Annotated in this window: 16 protein-coding genes and 1 other RNA gene; 12 read left to right on the forward strand and 5 right to left on the reverse strand. The window is 65.8% G+C overall.

The genetic code is table 11. From position 1 onward, the window contains the following. Positions 1 to 14 precede the first annotated feature (14 nt). From ACAM52_RS17945 to ACAM52_RS17955, 3 genes are read left to right on the forward strand one after another with little or no spacing between them, the layout of a single operon-like run. Positions 15 to 848: an ABC transporter ATP-binding protein gene (locus ACAM52_RS17945; protein ID WP_369644176.1), complete on the forward strand. Its 834-nt coding sequence runs from the start codon at positions 15 to 17 to the stop codon at positions 846 to 848. Continuing rightward, complete coding sequence (locus ACAM52_RS17950) at positions 845 to 1,663, forward strand: ABC transporter permease (RefSeq protein ID WP_369644177.1); 819 nt, start codon at positions 845 to 847, stop codon at positions 1,661 to 1,663. Before ACAM52_RS17945 ends, ACAM52_RS17950 begins: the two co-directional genes overlap by 4 nt. Positions 1,664 to 1,671: 8 nt before the next feature. After that, positions 1,672 to 3,042: an FAD-binding oxidoreductase gene (locus tag ACAM52_RS17955; protein WP_369644178.1), complete on the forward strand. Its 1,371-nt coding sequence runs from the start codon at positions 1,672 to 1,674 to the stop codon at positions 3,040 to 3,042. Positions 3,043 to 3,064: 22 nt separating this feature from the next. On the opposite strand, the gene ACAM52_RS17960 is transcribed toward ACAM52_RS17955, so the two are convergent. Then, positions 3,065 to 3,991, reverse strand: coding sequence for a LysR family transcriptional regulator (locus ACAM52_RS17960; RefSeq protein ID WP_369644179.1), 927 nt, complete (start codon positions 3,989 to 3,991; stop codon positions 3,065 to 3,067). An 82-nt stretch (positions 3,992 to 4,073) separates the two neighbouring features. Between ACAM52_RS17960 and ACAM52_RS17965 the strand changes: the two genes are divergently transcribed. Then, positions 4,074 to 5,393 (forward strand): arylsulfatase, encoded by a 1,320-nt coding sequence (locus ACAM52_RS17965; RefSeq protein WP_369644180.1) that lies wholly within the window; start codon positions 4,074 to 4,076, stop codon positions 5,391 to 5,393. 58 nt (positions 5,394 to 5,451) lie between these two features. Then, positions 5,452 to 6,426 carry a Bug family tripartite tricarboxylate transporter substrate binding protein gene (locus tag ACAM52_RS17970; protein WP_369644181.1) on the forward strand — a complete coding sequence of 325 codons (975 nt, stop codon included), beginning with the start codon at positions 5,452 to 5,454 and terminating at the stop codon, positions 6,424 to 6,426. A 153-nt stretch (positions 6,427 to 6,579) separates the two neighbouring features. On the opposite strand, the gene ssrA is transcribed toward ACAM52_RS17970, so the two are convergent. The 4 genes from ssrA to ompA all read right to left on the reverse strand — a co-directional run bounded on the left by ssrA (position 6,580) and on the right by ompA (position 9,159). Beyond that, positions 6,580 to 6,964: a transfer-messenger RNA gene (gene ssrA, locus ACAM52_RS17975) on the reverse strand. A 12-nt stretch (positions 6,965 to 6,976) separates the two neighbouring features. Beyond that, positions 6,977 to 7,654 carry an HAD-IA family hydrolase gene (locus ACAM52_RS17980; RefSeq protein ID WP_354347790.1) on the reverse strand — a complete coding sequence of 226 codons (678 nt, stop codon included), beginning with the start codon at positions 7,652 to 7,654 and terminating at the stop codon, positions 6,977 to 6,979. Then, positions 7,651 to 8,379: a bifunctional 2-polyprenyl-6-hydroxyphenol methylase/3-demethylubiquinol 3-O-methyltransferase UbiG gene (ubiG, locus tag ACAM52_RS17985; RefSeq protein WP_369644182.1), complete on the reverse strand. Its 729-nt coding sequence runs from the start codon at positions 8,377 to 8,379 to the stop codon at positions 7,651 to 7,653. The genes ACAM52_RS17980 and ubiG overlap by 4 nt, the downstream gene beginning before the upstream one ends. 129 nt (positions 8,380 to 8,508) lie before the next feature. Further along, positions 8,509 to 9,159 (reverse strand): outer membrane protein OmpA, encoded by a 651-nt coding sequence (gene ompA, locus ACAM52_RS17990; RefSeq protein WP_062468651.1) that lies wholly within the window; start codon positions 9,157 to 9,159, stop codon positions 8,509 to 8,511. A 224-nt stretch (positions 9,160 to 9,383) separates the two neighbouring features. On the opposite strand from ompA, the gene gyrA reads away from it, so the two are divergent. From gyrA to rpsA, 7 genes are all read left to right on the forward strand, one after another. Beyond that, positions 9,384 to 12,029, forward strand: a complete 2,646-nt coding sequence (gyrA, locus tag ACAM52_RS17995; RefSeq protein WP_062468652.1) for a DNA gyrase subunit A — start codon at positions 9,384 to 9,386, stop codon at positions 12,027 to 12,029. Next, positions 12,026 to 12,613 (forward strand): DUF2059 domain-containing protein, encoded by a 588-nt coding sequence (locus ACAM52_RS18000; RefSeq protein WP_235926701.1) that lies wholly within the window; start codon positions 12,026 to 12,028, stop codon positions 12,611 to 12,613. Before gyrA ends, ACAM52_RS18000 begins: the two co-directional genes overlap by 4 nt. Before the next feature lie 69 nt (positions 12,614 to 12,682). Continuing rightward, entirely contained in the window at positions 12,683 to 13,750 is a 1,068-nt protein-coding gene (serC, locus tag ACAM52_RS18005) for a 3-phosphoserine/phosphohydroxythreonine transaminase (protein WP_369647751.1), read from the forward strand. Positions 13,751 to 13,774: 24 nt separating this feature from the next. Further along, entirely contained in the window at positions 13,775 to 14,896 is a 1,122-nt protein-coding gene (gene pheA / locus ACAM52_RS18010; protein ID WP_062468655.1) for a prephenate dehydratase, read from the forward strand. Between the two features lie 18 nt (positions 14,897 to 14,914). Continuing rightward, positions 14,915 to 15,808, forward strand: coding sequence for a prephenate dehydrogenase (locus ACAM52_RS18015; protein WP_369644183.1), 894 nt, complete (start codon positions 14,915 to 14,917; stop codon positions 15,806 to 15,808). 1 nt (position 15,809) lies between these two features. Further along, complete coding sequence (locus ACAM52_RS18020) at positions 15,810 to 17,828, forward strand: bifunctional 3-phosphoshikimate 1-carboxyvinyltransferase/cytidylate kinase (protein WP_369644184.1); 2,019 nt, start codon at positions 15,810 to 15,812, stop codon at positions 17,826 to 17,828. A 232-nt stretch (positions 17,829 to 18,060) separates the two neighbouring features. After that, positions 18,061 to 19,749, forward strand: a complete 1,689-nt coding sequence (rpsA, locus tag ACAM52_RS18025; protein WP_062468664.1) for a 30S ribosomal protein S1 — start codon at positions 18,061 to 18,063, stop codon at positions 19,747 to 19,749. Positions 19,750 to 19,797: the final 48 nt, after the last annotated feature.

The following is a 19,797-nucleotide window of genomic DNA, read 5'->3' on the forward strand; positions in this document are numbered from 1 at the left end:
GTCGCTTCTTCTTCATGAACCGCATCGAACCCCACACCCTCGCACCGCCGACCACCCCTGCCGTGCCCGCGGTGGAAGTGCTCTCGGCCGAGAAGACCTACCCCAACGGCACGCAGGCGCTGCTGCCGGTGGACCTGTCGATCGCCGAAGGCGAGTTCGTCACGTTGCTCGGCCCCTCGGGCTGCGGCAAGAGCACGCTGCTGAAGATGGTGGCGGGCATGCTCGAACCCAGCGACGGGCGCCTGCTGGTGTGGCGCAAGCCCGTGGCGCAGTTGCACGACTGCCCGCACAAGATGTCGTTCGTGTTCCAGTCGCCCACGCTGATGCCGTGGGCCAGCGTGCAGACCAATGTGCGGCTGCCGCTGGACCTGGCCGGCGTGCCCCGCAAGGAGGCCGATGCGCGGGTGACGGAATCGCTCGCGCTCGTGGGGCTGGAGAAGTTCGCCGGTGCGTTGCCGCGCGCGCTGTCGGGCGGCATGCAGATGCGCGTGTCGATCGCGCGCGGCCTGGTCACGCAGCCCGACCTGCTGCTGATGGACGAGCCCTTCGGCGCGCTCGACGAGATCACGCGCCACAAGCTCGACGCCGACCTGCTCGAGCTGTGGCGCAAGAAGAAGCTCACGGTGATCTTCGTGACGCACTCGATCCACGAGGCGGTGTTCCTCTCGAGCCGCGTGGTGATGATGGCCGCGCGGCCGGGTCGCGTGGTCGAGCAGTTCCAGATCGACGAGCCCTACCCACGCCAGGCCGACTTCATGGTCACGCCCGAGTTCGCGCGCCACGCGAAGCAATTGCAGGACAGCCTGCTGCGCGCCAGCACCACAGAAGAAGAGGAGGCCGCGCCATGAAGACGGCGACGAAACCCGCAACGCCCCTGCTGGGCCAGCCGCGCGTGCAGCGCGTGCTCTACCCGGTGCTCATCGGCGTGGTGCTGGTCGCGCTGTGGCAATGGATGGTGGTCGCCATGGAACTGCCGCCCTACCTCGTGCCCTCGCCCTGGCTGATGATGCAGACGCTGGTGACCGACTGGGCGCCGCTGGGCAGCGCGCTCCTGGTCACGCTGAAGATCACGGTGCTGTCCTTCGCGCTGGCCACGGTGGCGGGCGTGCTGATCTCGTTCCTGTTCGTGCAGAGCAAGCGCATCGAGACCGCCCTCTTTCCGTACGCGGTGCTGCTGCAGGTCACGCCCATCGTGGCCGTGGCGCCGCTGATCATCATCTGGGTAAAGAACCCGGTGGCGGCCATGACGGTGTGCGCGGCGCTGGTGGCGCTGTTTCCCATCATCAGCAACACCACGCTGGGCCTGCGCAGCATCGACCCCGACCTGCAGAGCTACTTCAAGCTGAACCGCGCCACGCGCTGGCAGCAGCTGGTGCGCCTGCGCATTCCAAGCGCGCTGCCGTACTTCTTCGGCGGGCTGCGCATCTCCAGCGGCCTGGCGCTGATCGGCGCGGTGGTGGCGGAGTTCGTGGCCGGCACGGGCGGCTCCGGCGCCGGGCTGGCCTACCAGATCCTGCAGGCGGGCTTCCAGCTGAACATTCCGCGCATGTTCGCGGCCCTGCTGCTCATCTCCCTCACCGGTGTCGCACTCTTCGTGCTGATGGCCTGGCTCACCAAGGTGGCGCTGGGCTCGTGGCACGCGAGCGAACTTTCCCAGGATTGAAATCGACCATGAATGCTCCCGCTTCCGCCATCGAACAACTGCTGCTCGAACTCCCCGACCTCGACTGGATCACCGACGAAGGCCGCGTCACGCGCCTCTCCCAGGACTTCTCCTGGTTCAGCCCGGTGCTCACCCGCCAGCTGAAGGACAAGCGCGCCGACGTGGTGGTGCGCCCGCGCACCGAAGAAGACATCCGCGCGGTGGTCGGCGCCTGCGCACGCCGCGGCGTGCCCATCACCATTCGCGGCAGCGGCACCGGCAACTACGGCCAGACCACGCCGCTCGCCGGCGGCGTGGTGCTCGACATGACGGGCTACAACGCCTGCCTGTGGGTGCAGCCCGGCGTGGCGCGCGCGCAGGCCGGCATCCGCCTGGGCGAACTCGAGAAGCAGACGAAACCCACCGGCCAGGAGATGCGCTGCGTGCCCTCGACCTACCGCAGCGCGACGCTGGGCGGCCTGTTCGGTGGTGGCTTCGGCGGCGTGGGCTCGATCAACTACGGGCCGCTGGGCGCGCCCGGCAATGTGCTGGGCATTCGCGCGATGACCATCGAGGCCGAGCCGCAGGTGATCGAACTGCGCGGCGCCGAAGCGATGCGCATGCACCACCTGTGGGGCACCAACGGCCTCGTGCTGGAGCTGGAGATCGCGCTGGCGCCCGCGCATCCGTGGCTCGAGACGCTGGTGACCTTCGACGACTTCGAGAACGCGCTGAACTTCGCGGACAAGCTCGCGCATGCGCCGGGCATCGTGAAGCGCGGCGTCACCTTCTTCGCCGCGCCCATCGCCGACCACCTCGCGCAGCTGGCGATGCACCTGCCGAAGGGCTGCCACACGGTGCTGTCGCTGGTGGCCGAGCAGAGCGAGCCGGCCATGATGCTGCTGGTGCAGGCGCACGGTGGCACCGTGAGCTACCGCAAGACGGCGGCCGAGGTGCAGAAGAGCAACCGCACGCTGATGGAATTCACCTGGAACCACACGACGCTGCACGCGCTGAAGATCGACCCGACGCTGACCTACCTGCAAAGCGGGTTCATTCCCGGCCGGCATGTCGAGCAGGTCATCGAGATGGAGAAACTGCTGGGCGGCGAGGTCATGATGCACGTCGAGTTCCTGCGCAACGCGGCAGGGCTCCTGACCTGCAGCGGGCTGCAGCTGGTGCGCTTCAGCACCGAGGATCGCCTGAACGAGATCATCGACATCCACCGCGCGCACCAGGTGCACATCAACAACCCGCACGTGAACATCGTGGAAGACGGCAAGGCCGGCGGTCCGCTGCCGCCGGAAGTCATCGAGGTGAAGAGACGCTTCGATCCGATGGGCTTGCTGAACCCGGGCAAGCTGCGCGACTGGCCGGTGAAGGCGGCGACCGCGAACTGAAGACGGCCTCAGCGAGCGCCCGTCAGCCCTTGCGCGCCGCGCTGCTTCGCTGCGCCGGCGCCAGTGCCTTGAGCGCCTGCACGAACTCCTCGAGAAGTGGGGATCGGTAGGTATTCGGACGTGAAAAAAGCGAGATGCGCCTCGGAATCGACAGCGCCTCGACAGGAATCACCTTGACGCCACGCGCCTGGGACAGCGCGAGCACGGAGACCGGGACGATGCCCATCAGATCGGTCGCTGCAAGCACCGGCAGCGACCACGACGCACTGAAGTGCACCTCGATCGCGCCTTGCGGCGGCGTCGCGCCCGCACAGCGAAATACCCCGTCCAGCTTCGCGCGTGCGGCCGAATGAACGGACGGCAGCACCCAGGGGAATTTCGACAGATCGCCCATCGTGAGACGGCGACGCGCGAAGACCGGATGCCCCACGCGCGCCACGGCGACGAGCGCATCGGTCAGCAGATCCTCATGCACCAGGCCGTGCGGCATGGATTCATAGGTCGGAATCACGGCGACATCGAGCAGGCCCTGGCGCGTCCAGTCGATCAACTCGTCCGAGGACGCCACTTCCAGGCGCACATGCATGCCCGGGCGACGGGGCTGCAGCGCCGCAAGCGCCGGTGAAAGCACGGCATCCAGAACCGCCAGCGTCGCGCCCACACGGATGAGCCCGGCACGTCCTGCACGAACGTCGCCCGCATGACGAAGCGCCTCGTCGTGCTCTGACTTCATGCGTTGCGCACGTTCGCGGAACGCAACGCCGAACGGCGTGAGCGTCATGCCGTGGCCCGAGCGCTCGAAGAGACCGAGCCCCATCTCGTCCTCCAGCCGACGGATCGCCTTGGAAAGCGCCGCGGCCGTCACCGTCAGGCTGGTTGCTGCACGGGCCAGCTGCCCATGGCGCGCCACTTCCAGGAAGTAGTCGAGGTCACGTGCCGAGAAGGACATGAATAAAAGTTAACGAAAACTTCCCAAATGGAAACACCCGAATCCTAGCCGTTCCTAGACTGCAGTCGCAATGAGTCCTTCCATGAACCCACCCAACATCGTTCTCATCCTTGCCGACAACCTCGGCTGGGGCGAGCTCGGCTGCTACGGCGGCGGGGCGCTGCGGGGCGCGCCCACGCCACGCATCGACGCGCTCGCCAGCCAAGGCCTTCTGCTGCAGAACTTCAATGTCGAGAGCGATTGCGTGCCGACGCGCTCCGCGCTGATGAGCGGGCGGCATCCGATCCGCACGGGCTGCCTGCAGTCGGTGCCGCCCGGCCTGCCTCAGGGCCTGGCACGCCGCGAGATCACCCTGGCGCAATTGCTCTCGGCACAGGGCTATACGACTGCGCACTACGGCAAGTGGCACCTGGGCGATGTTCAAGGCCGCTTCCCGAGCGACCGGGGATTCGACGAGTGGTACGGCATTCCGCGCACCACGGACGAGAGCCAGTTCACAGCCAGTGTCGGCTACGACCCGAGCGTGGCGGACATCCCGTACATCATGCAGGGCCGTGCCGGTGCGCCTTCGCAGAACGTGGAGGAATACAACCTGGATTCGCGCCGGCGCATCGACGAGACGCTGACGAACCGGGCCCTGGCATTCATCCAGCGCAACCACGCGGCACAGAAGCCTTTCTTCCTTTACCTGCCGCTCACGCACCTGCACTTTCCCACCCTGCCTCACCGCGATTTCGCGGGCCGCACCGGCCATGGCGATTTCGCCGACTCCATGGTGGAGATGGACCACCGCGTGGGCCAGGTCATCGACGAGATCGAGCGCCTCGGCATTTCGGAAGACACCCTCTTCATCTTCGCGAGCGACAACGGCCCCGAGTTCCGCGCTCCGTACCGCGGCACGGCCGGCCCCTGGCGCGGCACCTATCACACGGCCATGGAAGGCAGCCTGCGCGTGCCGTGCATCGTGCGCTGGCCAGGCAAGATCGCCGCAGGTCGGGTGAGCAACGAGATCGTGCACGTCACCGACCTCTTCTCCACGCTGGCACGCGCGGGCGGCGCCCGCATTCCCGAGGACAGGCCGATCGATGGCATCGATCAGATGCCCTTTTTCCTCGGCGAACAGAAGTCCTTGCGCGAGGGCTTTCTCTTCCATATCAAGAACGAACTGCGCGCAGTGAAGTGGCGCGACTGGAAGCTGCATCTCTACTGGGAGCCCGAGGTGAACGAAGGCAAGGGCAAGCTCGAGTCGCCCTATCTCTTCAACATCACGCGCGACCCCAAGGAGGAGTCGGATGTGCTCGTCTACAACACGTGGGTCCTGGGGCCGATCCAGCGGATGGTCCGCGCCTTTCATCAGAGTGCGACAGTACATCCTCACACGGCGCCGGGCGCGCCGGACTGAGGCCGCGGAATCCCTGACGCGCTCGCGCATCTCCCCACCGTCCCAGAAGGCTCATTCCATGTCCAAGCACCCAGGCGGCCGCCGAGGCCTCTTTCTGATCTTCTGCGCACTCACGGCGCTGGCGTCTTCTGCGACGCTCGCGCAAGAGAAGTACCCCTCGCGAGCGATCACCTGGGTCGTCGGCTACCCACCCGGGGGCAGCGTCGATGTTGTCACGCGCCTTGTCGCCCGCAAGCTGGAAGCGACGCTCGGCCAGCCCATCGTGGTCGACAACAAGCCCGGTGCCACGGGCTCGCTCGCGCTGCGGTATGTGGCAACCCAGCCGGCCGATGGCTATACCCTGGTGACGGTTCCCGGCCCGGTGCTCACGAGCATCCCGATGCCGCAGATCGGCAAGGAGATGAGCGCCATCGCCATGCTCGCCAAAGGCTCCACCGTCCTCGTGGGACCGGCACGGCCCGATGCGCCCAAGGACCTCAAGGCCCTGCTTGCAGACGCATCCGCCCACCCGGACAAGTACAGCTACGGCTCCTCCGGCAACGGCACCGGCCAGCACCTGACCGGAGAACTCATCCAGGCACTGACGGGTGTGACGATGACGCATGTGCCCTACAAGGGCGGCAACCAGGCCGTGACCGACGTGATCGGTGGACAGCTCCCCCTAGCCGTACTGGGCATCACGCCCGTGCTGCCGCACATCAAGTCCGGCAAGCTCAAGGCGTACGGGGTCTCCACGGCGGCGCGCTCCGCCTCCTTGCCCGAGGTGCCGACCCTCAGGGAAGCCGGCATCGCCAACTTCGAGGCCAGTCAGTGGTTCGTCCTGGCTGCGCGCACGGGCCTCCCGGCAGACCGAAGCGATCGCCTCAACGAAGCGGTGGCACAAGCCCTGAAGGACCCGGAGGTCATGAAGGGCTTCGAGAACGTCGGCATGTTTCCCGAAGCCAGCAGCGCGAAGCAGACCGCCGACTACATCCACACCGACATGCGGCGCTGGGCAGACCTCGTGAAGAAGAACAAGATCGCGATCGACTAGCTAGCGTGTGGAGTGAACCCCATCGACGGGATCGCGGGGGTCGTCATCCAGACGCAGACATCCCGAGTGAGACGGCGAAGCACAGTCAACAGCCGCCTGGCCAATGAAAAAGGGCGTTCACTGAACTTCAGTGAACGCCCTTGGACGTTATGTTGGTGGAGCTGGGGGGATTTGAACCCCCGTCCGCAAGCCTTCATCGCGCAGTTCTACATGTGTAGTGATCTGATTTAAGTCTCGCTTCCGGAGTCGCGCAGTCACACGCTAAACCGGACGCCAGCACCCTATTTTCTCGCCCCGACCCAAGGTACCCGGATCGGAGCCAGCCCATGTAATTATCCTTGCAGCCGGGAGGTCAGGATTGCTCCAGACCCCCTTGCCCAGCCCATCGGCCAACTGTTGCAAGGCTCACTGGCAATTAAGCAGCGAGTGCGAAACGTTCGTCGTTTGCAGTTAGTTTGTTTGAATCTGTTTTACGAGCGCATTCAGCTCGACATGCCCCGCTGCGACTCCGAACCCACGTCGAAACCAGTGCAGCCCCAAGCGACTCATTTTAGGCGCTATTGAGTAACTTCAAGAGCTCCAGGGGCGAAGAGATTGAGGCATCGGCTTTCCACAGCACCGCATCGGCCTGCGAACCCATGTAACCGTAGGTGGCCGCCACGGTTCCCATGCCCGCGGCGCGGCCCGCGATGATGTCGCGCTCGTCGTCCCCCACGTAGATGCAGGCCTCGGGCGCCACGCCGAGACGGCGCGCCGCCTCGTGCAGCGGCTCGGGGTGCGGCTTGGCGAACGGCGTGGTGTCGCCGCTCACGATCGCGCCGGCGCTCGCGAAGAGCGGCATCGCGGCGGTCAGCGGTTCGGTGAAGCGGGCCGACTTGTTGGTGACCACGCCCCAGCGCAGGCCGCGCTCGCGGATCGCCTCGATCAGCGGCGCCACGCCGTCGAACACCAGGGTGTTGAGCAGCATGCGGCGTTCGTAGCCGACGTAGAACTCCTCGCGCAGCGCGTCGAACTCCGGCGCCTCGGGCGTGATGCCGAAGGCGATGCCGAGCATGCCGCGCGCGCCGGCACCGGCCATCGGGCGGTAGCGCTCCAGCGGGTAAGGCGCCAGGCCGCGGTCGGTGCGCATCTTGTCGGCCGCCGCGCCCAGGTCGGGCGCGCTGTCGATCAGCGTGCCGTCGAGGTCGAACAGGATGGCCTGTGTGGTCGTGCTCCCGATCTTCATCATCCCTGCGCCTCCGGCAGCGCCGGCTTCTGGGTCGCGAAGAGGTAGTTGACGCTGGTGTCGGCGCTGAGCCAATAGCGGCGGGTCAGCGGGTTGTATTCCATGCCCCGGGTGTGGCGCAGGTCCAGGCGGGCAGCGCGGCAGTAGCCGGCCAGTTCGCTGGGACGGATCAGCTTGGGGTACTCGTGCGTGCCGCGCGGCAGCATGCCCAGGACGTACTCGGCGCCCACGATCGCCAGCATGAAGGATTTCAGGTTGCGGTTGATGGTCGAGAAGAACACCCAGCCGCCCGGCTTCACCAGCGAGGCGCAGGCCTGGATCACCGATGCCGGATCGGGCACGTGCTCCAGCATTTCCATGCAGGTGACCACATCGAAGCTGCCGGGCTGCTCGGCTGCCAGCGCCTCGGCACTGACTTCGCGGTACTTGACGCCGCGCGTCCCGGCTTCGAGGGCGTGCAGTTGAGCGACCTTGAGCGCCTTGGTCGCGAGGTCGACGCCCAGCACGTCGGCGCCCTTGCGCGCCATCGAATCGGCCAGGATGCCGCCGCCGCAGCCGATATCGACCACGCGCTGGCCCGAAATAGGCGCAATACCGTCAATCCATTCCAGCCGCAATGGATTGATTTCGTGCAGCGGGCGGAATTCGCTCTCCAAATCCCACCACCGGTGTGCGAGTTCCGAAAACTTGGCCAGTTCGGCCGGGTCTGCATTCACGTTTTCTGTCATGGGGCAATTATGAAGCGAGCAAAGCCCGGCTCGAACGCAATGGGCTTGCCTCAGGCACGGCCGCAAATACGGCAGGCATAAAAAAACCCCGCCGAGGCGGGGTTTTCATTCGTCGATGGAATCGATCGATCAGTTGGCGCGGGTGCCAACCACTTCGATTTCCACGCGACGGTTCTTGGCGCGGCCTTCCTTGGTGCGGTTGTCAGCCACAGGCTGCTTCTCGCCCTTGCCTTCGGTGTAGACGCGGTTGCGTTCGATGCCCTTCGAGACCAGGAAGGCCTTGACGGCTTCGGCGCGACGCACCGACAGACGCTGGTTGTAGGCGTCGGTACCGATGGAGTCGGTGTGACCCACAGCGATGATGACTTCGAGGTTCACGCCACGGATCTTCTCGACCAGGTCGGTCAGCTTGGCGCGACCTTCGGGCTTCAGCACCGACTTGTCGAAGTCGAAGAAGGCGTCAGCAGCGAAGGTGACCTTCGAAGCAGCGACTTGTGCGGCAGGCGGAGCGACCGGAGCGCCAGGCGTGGGAGCCACAGCAGCCGGAGCAGCCGGAACCAGAGCGCCGTCGCAACCGGCGGCAGCCGTTGCGGGCGTCCAGTTGGCATCGCGCCAGCACAGTTCGTTCGTGCCGTTCTTCCAGACCAGTTCGCCGGTGCCGTTTTGCCAGTTGTCGATCGTAGGACCGCCGTTCGCAGCGGTGACACGGGTCTGCGCGCCGGCGGCAGTGGCGAGCGCAGCGACTGCAAACATCATCGCCACTTTATTCAGTTTCTTCATGGTTCTCCTCTTGGGGAAAAAGCCGCAGCCGCGCTGCGAATCAAGGACGCTTTAAGTGACCACCACCCAAAACGTTGAGACGATTGTGCCATAGGGTCTTTGGCAAACAGGCCGCTGGACGCCCCTGAAGCGTAGGACGGAGGCGGAATAGAGCCCTTGTGTTGCGGCGGTGCGACACCCCTCACAGCGTAAAATTTCGCCTTCCTGCCGCCAGCCTCTTGCTCATGACCTCCTTCGCCAAAGAAACCCTGCCCATCAGTCTCGAAGAGGAAATGCGCAGCAGCTACCTCGATTACGCCATGAGCGTGATCGTCGGCCGGGCGCTTCCCGACGCCCGCGACGGCCTCAAGCCGGTGCACCGGCGCGTGCTGTACGCGATGCACGAGCTCAACAACGACTGGAACCGGCCATACAAGAAGTCGGCCCGTATCGTCGGTGACGTGATCGGTAAGTACCACCCGCACGGCGACCAGTCGGTCTACGACACCATCGTCCGGCTGGCCCAGGACTTCTCGATGCGCCACATGCTGGTCGACGGCCAGGGCAACTTCGGGTCGGTCGACGGCGACAACGCCGCCGCAATGCGTTATACGGAAATCCGGCTGGCCAAAATTGCGCACGAAATGCTGGCCGATATCGACAAGGAAACTGTCGACTTTCAGGACAATTACGACGGCTCCGAAAAAGAACCGAAAGTTTTGCCCAGCCAGCTTCCGAATTTGCTGGTCAATGGCTCCGGCGGTATTGCGGTCGGCATGGCCACCAATATCCCGCCGCACAACCTGAATGAAGTGGTGGATGCCTGCCTGTATCTGCTGCGCAATCCGCAGGCGAGCATCGACGAACTGATGGAAATCGTGCCGGCGCCCGACTTCCCCACCGCCGGCATCATCTACGGCATCAACGGCGTGAAGGACGGCTACCGCACCGGCCGCGGCAAGGTCGTGATGCGCGCCAAGTGCCACTTCGAGGACATCGACCGCGGCCAGCGCCAGGCGATCATCGTCGACGAGCTCCCCTACCAGGTCAACAAGAAGACGCTGCAGGAGCGCATGGCCGAGCTGGTGCACGAGAAGAAGATCGAAGGCATCAGCCACATCCAGGACGAATCCGACAAGTCGGGCATGCGCCTGGTGATCGAGCTCAAGCGCGGCGAAGTGCCCGAGGTGGTGCTCAACAACCTCTACAAGCAGACGCAGCTGCAGGACACCTTCGGCATCAACATGGTGGCGCTGGTCGACGGCCAGCCCAAGCTGTGCAACCTGAAGGACCTGATCGAGGTCTTCCTGCAGCACCGCCGCGAAGTGGTCACGCGCCGCACCGTCTTCACGCTGCGCAAGGCCCGCGAACGCGGCCACGTGCTCGAAGGCCTGGCGGTGGCGCTGGCCAACATCGACGAGTTCATCCGCATCATCCGCGAGTCGCCCACCCCACCGGTCGCCAAGGCCGAGCTCATGACCCGCAGCTGGGACAGCAAGCTGGTGCGCGAAATGCTCACGCGTTCGCGCGCCGACGGCGGCGTGATCAATGCCGACGACTACCGCCCCGAAGGCCTCGAGCGCGAGTACGGCATGGGCGGCGACGGCCTGTACCGCCTGTCGGAAACGCAAGCGCAGGAAATCCTGCAGATGCGTCTGCAGCGCCTGACCGGCCTCGAGCAGGACAAGATCGTCGCCGAGTACAAGGACGTCATGGCCGAGATCGACGACCTGCTCGACATCCTGGCCAAGCCCGAGCGCGTCTCGATCATCATTGGCGACGAGCTGGGCGAGATCAAGCAGGAATTCGGCCAGTCGAAGATCGGCGCGCGCCGCAGCCTGGTCGAGCACAGTGCCTACGACCTCTCGACCGAAGACCTGATCACGCCGACCGACATGGTGGTCACGCTCTCGCACAGCGGCTACATCAAGAGCCAGCCGCTGGGCGAGTACCGCGCGCAAAAGCGCGGCGGGCGCGGCAAGCAGGCCACGTCCACCAAGGACGACGACTGGATCGATCAGCTCTTCATCGCCAACACGCACGACTACATCCTGTGCTTCTCCAACCGCGGCCGGCTGTACTGGCTCAAGGTGTGGGAAGTGCCGGCGGGTTCGCGCGGTTCGCGCGGACGCCCCATCGTCAACATGTTCCCGCTGCAGGAAGGCGAGAAGATCAACGTCGCCCTCGCCCTCACCGGCGAGAAGCGCAACTTCCCGGCCGACCAGTACGTGTTCATGGCGACCTCGATGGGCACCGTCAAGAAGACGGCGCTCGACGAATTCAGCAACCCGCGCAAGGGCGGCATCATTGCCGTGAACCTCGATGAGGGCGACTACCTCATCGGCGCGGCACTCACCGACGGCAAGCACGACGTGATGCTCTTCAGCGACAACGGCAAGGCCGTGCGCTTCGACGAGGAAGACGTCCGCCCGCTGGGCCGCAACGCCCGCGGCGTGCGCGGCATGTCGCTGGAGCCGGGCCAGGGCGTGATCGCCATGCTGGTGGCCGAGGACGAGCAGCAGAGCGTGCTCACCGCCACCGAAAATGGTTACGGAAAACGCACAAGCATTACCGAATACACGCGTCATGGCCGCGGAACCAAAGGCATGATCGCGATTCAACAGAGTGAGCGCAACGGCAAGGTCGTTGCCGCCACGCTCGTTCATGCGGACGATGAGATCATGCTCATCACCGACAAGGGTGTGCTCGTGCGCACCCGTGTGGCCGAGATTCGCGAACTGGGTCGGGCGACGCAAGGCGTCACGCTGATCGGGCTCGACGAAGGCGCCAAACTCAGCGGGCTTCAACGCATCGTCGAAAACGACGCGAACGGCGAAGGTGAGCCGGACGCAGACGACACTTCCACATCTTCAACGGAGAATCCTCAGTGAAAAAACAACTCAAGCTCGCACTCCTGACCGCTGCCCTCGCCGGCTCGTCCATGGCCGCCATGGCCCAGGACAAGGCCACGCTGATCAAGCAGTTCATCGAGATCCAGCGCCCCGGCATCGAGTCGCTGGCACGCGGCCTGATCGAGCAGTCGAGCGCCCCCATCGCGCAAGCCGGTTCGCAGTACCTGCAGACCCAGGTGCCCGAAGCCAAGCGCGAATCCGCCGCCAAGGCCGCCGACGCCGAGCTGAAGAAGTACTTCGACGACGCCTACCCGCTGGTGCGCGACAAGGCCGTGCAGATCGCCCCTGGCGCCCTCACGCCCATCCTCGAGCAGAACTTCAGCGAAGACGAGCTCAAGCAGCTGCTGGCCTGGATCAACTCGCCCCTGAGCAAGAAGTACCAGGAACTGAACCCGAAGATGCAGACCGCTCTGACGGAAAAGCTGGTGACCGAAACCCGCGCCACCATCGAACCCAAGATGCGCGCACTCGACACCAACGTCGCCAAGGCCCTCGGTGCTCCGACCGACGGTGCAGCAGCTCCCGCCAAGGCGCCCGCCGCCAAGGCTCCCGCCAAGAAGTAAAGCAACGTGACCCAGCAGCAGACGCCGGCCGGCAAGCGCCCCTACAACTTTTCGGCCGGTCCGGCTGCCATGCCGGAGGCGGTGCTGCAACGCGCCGCTTCCGAGATGCTCGATTGGCAGGGCAGCGGCATGAGCGTGATGGAGATGAGCCATCGCGGCAAGGAATTCGGTGCCATCTGCACCCAGGCCGAAGCCGACATCCGCACGCTGCTGGCCATCCCCTCGCACTTTCACATCCTGTTCATGCAGGGTGGCGGCCTCGGCGAAAACGCCATCGTGCCGCTGAACCTGTCGCGCGGCGGCGCTGCCGACTTCGTCGTCACCGGCAGCTGGAGCGCCAAGTCGCACAAGGAAGCGCAGCGCTACTGCACCGCCCGCGTGGCGGCCAGCAACGCCGACAACCAGCACACGCAGCTGCCCGATCCCGCCAGCTGGCAGCTGTCCGCCGATGCCTCGTACGTGCACGTGTGCAGCAACGAGACCATCAACGGCATCGAGTTCCAGCAACTGCCCGACCTGGCTGCGCTCGGCAGCAAGGCGCCGCTGGTCATCGATTTTTCTTCCCACGTGGCTTCGCGCAGCGTCGACTGGACCCGCGTCGGCCTGGCCTTCGGCGGCGCCCAGAAGAACCTCGGCCCCGCCGGCCTGACCATCGTGGTCGTGCGCGACGACCTGCTGGGCCACGCGCTCGAGATCTGCCCGAGCGCGTTCAACTACAAGACCGTGGCCGACAACCACTCCATGTACAACACCCCGCCGACCTGGGGCATCTACATGGCGGGGCTCACGTTCCAGTGGCTGCTGCAGCAGACGGAAGGCGCACTCACCGGCGTTGCCGCCATGGAGCAGCGCAATGTCGAGAAGGCGAAGCTGCTGTACGACTTCATCGACGGCTCCGACTTCTACGCCAACCGCATCGACGCCAACTGCCGTTCGCGCATGAACGTGCCGTTCTTCCTGGCTGATGAGGGCCGCAACGAAGCCTTCCTGGCCGGTGCGCGCGAAGCCGGGCTGCTGCAGCTCAAGGGCCACAAGTCGGTCGGCGGCATGCGCGCGAGCATCTACAACGCCATGCCGCTGGCCGGGGTGCAGGCCTTGGTGGCCTACATGAGAGAATTCGAGCGATCGCATGCGTAGGCGCATGCCCTGTTGCTCGCACCGATGACCGCCTCTGCCCCCACACCACCCACCACCCCCGACAATTCCGAAAGCCTGGCCGGTCTGCGCGTGCAGATCGACTCCCTCGACCAACGGCTGCTGAGCCTGCTCAATGAGCGCGCCCATGTGGCCGAGTTGGTCGGTGAGGTCAAGAAGCGCGAAGGCACGCCCTTCTTCCGCCCCGACCGCGTCGCCGCGGTCATCGACAAGATGCAGAAAAGCAATGGCGGTCCGCTCAAGGACCTCCATGTCGCGGCCATCTGGCGCGAGATCATGTCGGCCTGCCTGGCACTCGAATCGCCCCAGCGCGTGGCCGTGCTCGGCCCCGAGGGCACCTTCTGCGAACAGGCCGCCATCGAGTACTTCGGCGGCGCCGCGGACCTGATCTACTGCGCCAGCTTCGACGAGGTGTTCCACGCCACCGCCGCGGGCAGCGCCCAGTACGGCGTGGTCGGCGTCGAAAACTCCACCGAAGGCGTGGTCACCCGCTCGCTCGACCTGTTCCTGCACTCGCCCACCCATGTCGTCGGCGAAGTCAGCCTGCTGGTGCGCCACCACCTGATGCGCAGCAGCAATTCGCTCGAAGGCGTCGAGGCCGTGCTGGCCCATCCGCAGGCACTGGCGCAGTGCCAGACCTGGCTGTCCAAGCACCTGCCCAACGCCGAGCGACGCGCCGTGTCGAGCAACGCCGAAGGCGCACGCCTCGCGGCCACCAACCCGGCCTGGGCCGCATTGGCCGGCGAACGCGCCGCCACCCGCTTCGGCCTGCACATCGTGGCGCACGCCATCCAGGACGACTCGTACAACCGCACCCGCTTCTCGGTGATCTGCCTGCCGCAGACGCTGGCCATGCCGCCGGCCTCGGGCAAGGACTGCACGAGCCTCATCGTCTCGGTGCCGAACCGCCCCGGCGCGGTGCACGACCTGCTGGTACCCCTGAAGGCCAACAACGTGTCGATGACGCGCTTCGAGTCGCGGCCCGCACGCACCGGCCAGTGGGAGTACTACTTCTACATCGACCTCGACGGCCACCCCTCGCAGCCCAACGTGGCGGCGGCGCTGGCCGAACTGCGCGGCCTCTGCGCCTTCTACAAGGTGCTCGGCGCCTACCCGATCAAAGCCTGAGCCGAACGGACCGACGCGATGTTCGAGCAACTGGGATTGATCGGCTGCGGCCTCATGGGCGGCTCCTTTGCGCTCGCGCTCAAGCGCGCGAAGCTGGTGAAACGCGTGGTCGGCTACAGCAAGTCGCCCTCCACCACCGAGCGGGCGCGCCAGCTCGGCGTGATCGACGTGGCGGCGCCCTCGGCGCTGCTGGCGGTGTCGGGCGCCGACATCGTGCTGCTGGCCGTGCCGGTGGCCGCCTCGGAAGCCACCTTCAAGGCGATCCGCCACGGCATCTCGGCCGACACGCTGGTGATGGACGTGGGCTCGACCAAGGGCGACGTGATCGAGGCCGCGCGCAACGGCCTGCAAAAGCAGTTCGCCAGCTTCGTGCCGGCGCATCCGATCGCCGGCAAGGAAGTCTCCGGCATCGAGCACGCCGAAGCCTCGCTGTTCACCGGCCGCCAGGTTGTGCTGACCCCGGTCAAGACCACGCTGCGCTCGAACGTGCAGCGCGCCTCGCAGGTGTGGAGTGGCATCGGCGCCAACGTCGTCACCATGACGCACGAAGAACACGACGCCGCCTTCGCCGCCGTGAGCCACCTGCCGCACCTGCTGGCCTTTGCGTACACCAACGCGCTCATCGGCCAGCCGCAGGGCGACCGCTTCCTGAGCTTGGCAGGGCCGGGCTTTCGCGACTTCTCGCGCATCGCCGCCAGCGACCCCGTCATGTGGCGCGACGTGCTGCTCGCCAACCGCGAGCAGGTGCTGCAGCAGTCGCAGGCCTTCCGCAAGGCGCTGGAAGACCTCGAGGCGCTGATGACCGCCGGCGACCTGCAGGGGCTGGAGCAATCCATCGCCGCCGCCAGCAAGGCGCGCGCCGCCTGGAAGCCGAACTCGAGCACCGACGCTCTGGCTCAGCAGGACAGCTGACATGTTCTCGACCGCCTTCCTCGACCTTCCGCCCCTCGTGGGCGCCGCCGGCACGGTCCGGCTGCCGGGCTCCAAGAGCATCTCCAACCGCGTGCTGCTGCTGGCTGCGCTCGCCAGCGGCACCACCACGATCCACGACCTGCTCGATTCCGACGACACGCGCGTGATGCTCGACGCCCTGCGCGCGCTGGGCTGCGGCATCGAGCCGGCCGGCGCCTCGCTGCGCATCACGGGCCTGGGCGGCCAGCTGCCGCCGTCGCTGGGCGCGACGCTGCTGCCGCTGTTCCTGGGCAATGCCGGCACGGCCATGCGTCCGCTGACGGCGGCGCTGTCGCTGCTTGGCGGCGAATTCGAGCTCAGCGGTGTGCCGCGCATGCACGAGCGCCCCATCGGCGACCTGGTCGACGCGCTCACGCAGCTGGGCTGCCGCATCGACTACCTCGGCAACCCCGGCTACCCGCCGCTGCGCATCCACCCCGTGTCGCACGACGAACTGGCGCTGCGCGCACCGATCCGCGTGCGCGGCGACGTGTCGAGCCAGTTCCTCACCGCCCTGCTGCTGGCGCTGCCGCTCGCAGCAGCCAACGACATCGTGATCGAGGTCGTTGGCGAGCTGATCTCCAAGCCCTACATCGAGATCACGCTGAACCTGCTGGCGCGCTTCGGCATCACGGTGCAGCGCGACGGCTGGGAGCGCTTCACCATTCCCGCCGGCAGCCGCTACAGCTCGCCGGGCGAGATCCACGTCGAGGCGGATGCGTCGTCTGCTAGCTATTTCATAGCGCTTGGCGCCATTGCGACGGGCGTTTCAGGCCAGAACGGCATCCGCATCGAAGGCGTGGGCGCGGCCTCGATCCAAGGCGACATCCGCTTCATCGACGCTGCCCAGCAGATGGGCGCGCTGGTCGACAGCGGCCCGAACTGGCTCGAAATCCGCCGCGGCGCCTGGCCGCTCAAGGCCATCGACCTCGACGCGAACCACATCCCCGATGCCGCCATGACGCTGGCCGTCATGGCGCTGTACGCCGACGGCCCCAGCACGCTGCGCAACATCGCAAGCTGGCGCGTGAAGGAAACCGACCGCATCGACGCCATGGCGAACGAGCTGCAAAAGCTCGGCGCCACGGTCGAGGCCGGGCCCGATTTCATCCGCGTCCACCCCCTGCCCGCCGCCGGCTGGCGGCCCGCCAGCATCCGCACCTACGACGACCACCGGGTCGCCATGTGCTTCTCGCTCGCGGCCTTCAACCCCGCCGGCGTGCCGGTGCGCATCCTCGAGCCGCACTGCGTCGCCAAGACCTTCCCCGACTACTTCGAGACCCTGTTCTCGGTGGCCGAGGCCGCCGAAGTGCCCGTGATCTGCATCGACGGCCCGACCGCCTCGGGCAAGGGCACGCTGGCCGCCGAAGTCGCGCGCCTGCTGGGCTACCACTACCTGGATTCGGGGTCGCTGTACCGCGTGACCGGGCTTGCCGCGCGCCGCGCCGGCCTGGAGGCCAACGCCGCGAACGAAGCGCAGATCGCCGCCCTCGCCGCCGCCCTGCCCCTGCAGTTCACCGAGGGCAAGGTGCTGCTGGCCGGCGAAGACGTGAGCGACGACATCCGCACCGAAGCCGCCGGCATGGACGCCTCGCGCGTCTCCGCACTGCCGGCCGTGCGCGAGGCGCTGCAAGACCTGCAGCACCGCTTTCGCCGCCTGCCTGGCCTGGTGGCCGACGGGCGCGACATGGGCACCGTGATCTTCCCCGACGCAGCGCTCAAGGTGTTCCTCACGGCGGGTGCCGCCCAGCGCGCCGAACGGCGGCATAAGCAGTTGATTTCAAAGGGTATTTCGACTACACTCGACAGTCTTCGCTCCGACTTGGAAGCACGTGACGCCCGGGACTCTTCCCGCAGCGTTGCACCTCTGAAGCCGGCGCAGGACGCTCGCCACCTCGACAACTCCCAGCTGTCCATCGAACGCTCGATCGACACGGTGTTGAACTGGTGGCAAGAAATTCAACCGTTCAAGTCCGCTTGAGCGGATTGAAGTGCAGCCTTTCAAGTCCGCTTGAAAGGCTTGCGTCTCCCGGGTGTTCCGGGTGGCGCCTACCGCTCCAGCAGGCTCCTTCCGCGCGACAGCGCACCGGCCTGCTGGTTGTTCAACCAACCGGGCTCACGCCCACAACCTAACCGCCGTCTACAGACCCACAGCAGCCGCACGCAATTTCGCAAGAGCGCCTGCCAACCCTGCCTGACGGAAGGAACCATAAATGTCTGAATCTTTTGCCGACCTATTCGAAGAGTCCCTGAAGCGTTCCGAAATGCGCAGCGGCGAGGTCATCACCGCCGAAGTCGTGCGTGTCGAACACAACCACGTCGTCGTCAACGCCGGTCTGAAGTCCGAAGCGTATGTGCCGATCGAAGAGTTCAAGAACGACAAGGGCGAACTCGAAGTCCAGGCCGGCGATTTCGTTTCCGTTGCCATCGGCAGCGTTGAAAACGGCTACGGCGACACCATCCTCTCGCGCGACACCGCCAAGCGTCTGGCTTCGTGGCTCGCCCTCGAGAAGGCCCTGGAATCGGGCGACTTCGTCACCGGCACCACCAGCGGCAAGGTCAAGGGCGGCCTGACCGTCCTGGTCAACGGCATCCGCGCATTCCTGCCGGGCTCGCTGATCGACACGCGTCCGATCAAGGACCTGACCCCGTACGAAAACAAGACCCTCGAATTCAAGGTCATCAAGCTCGATCGCAAGCGCAACAACGTCGTGCTGTCGCGCCGTGCCGTGGTCGAAGCCAGCATGGGCGAAGAACGCGCCAAGCTGATGGAAACCCTGAAGGAAGGCGCAGTCGTGCGCGGCGTGGTCAAGAACATCACCGAATACGGTGCGTTCGTGGACCTCGGCGGCATCGACGGCCTGCTGCACATCACCGACATGGCATGGCGCCGTGTCCGCCACCCGAGCGAAGTCGTTCAGGCCGGCCAGGAAATCACCGCCAAGATCCTCAAGTTCGACACCGAAAAGAACCGTGTCTCGCTGGGTCTGAAGCAAATGGGTGACGACCCGTGGATGGGCGTTTCGCGCCGCTACCCGCAATCGACCCGCCTGTTCGGCAAGGTCACAAACATTGCCGACTACGGCGCGTTCGTCGAACTCGAACCCGGCATCGAAGGCCTGGTGCACGTCTCCGAAATGGACTGGACCAACAAGAACATCGCTCCGAACAAGATCGTCTCGCTGGGCGACGAAGTCGAAGTCATGGTCTTGGAAATCGACGAAGACAAGCGCCGCATCAGCCTGGGCATGAAGCAGTGCAAGGCCAACCCGTGGCAAGAGTTCGCTCAGAACACGAAGCGTGGCGACCGCGTCAAGGGCCCGATCAAGTCGATCACCGACTTCGGCGTGTTCGTGGGTCTGGCTGCCGGCATCGACGGCCTGGTGCACCTCTCGGACCTCTCGTGGAACGAAACCGGCGAAACCGCCGTTCGCAACTACAAGAAGGGCCAGGAAGTCGAAGCGATCGTGCTGGCTGTCGACGTCGACCGCGAACGCATCTCGCTGGGCATCAAGCAGCTCGACAGCGATCCGTTCACCACGTTCACCACCGTGAACGACAAGGGCCAGATCGTGACCGGCAAGGTCAAGACCGTGGACGCCCGCGGCGCTGAAATCGACCTCGGCGAAGACATCATCGGCTACCTGCGTGCTTCGGAAATCTCGCGCGACCGCGTCGAAGATGCCCGCAACGTGCTCAAGGAAGGCGACGAAGTCACGGCCATCGTGGTGAATGTGGATCGCAAGACCCGCAACATCCAGCTGTCGATCAAGCAGAAGGACATGGTCGACGAACAAGGCGCCATGGCCAGCCTGAGCCAGCAGTCGGCACGCGAAAACGCGGGCACGACCAGCCTGGGCGCCCTGCTGCGCGCCAAGCTCGACAACAGCGACAACAAGTAAGCTGAGTCCGAAGACAGAGACAGGCCCCCGGGGCCGCTCTGTCTTTTT

Source organism: Variovorax sp. V118, assembly GCF_041154445.1.
Classification (GTDB): domain Bacteria; phylum Pseudomonadota; class Gammaproteobacteria; order Burkholderiales; family Burkholderiaceae_C; genus Variovorax; species Variovorax boronicumulans.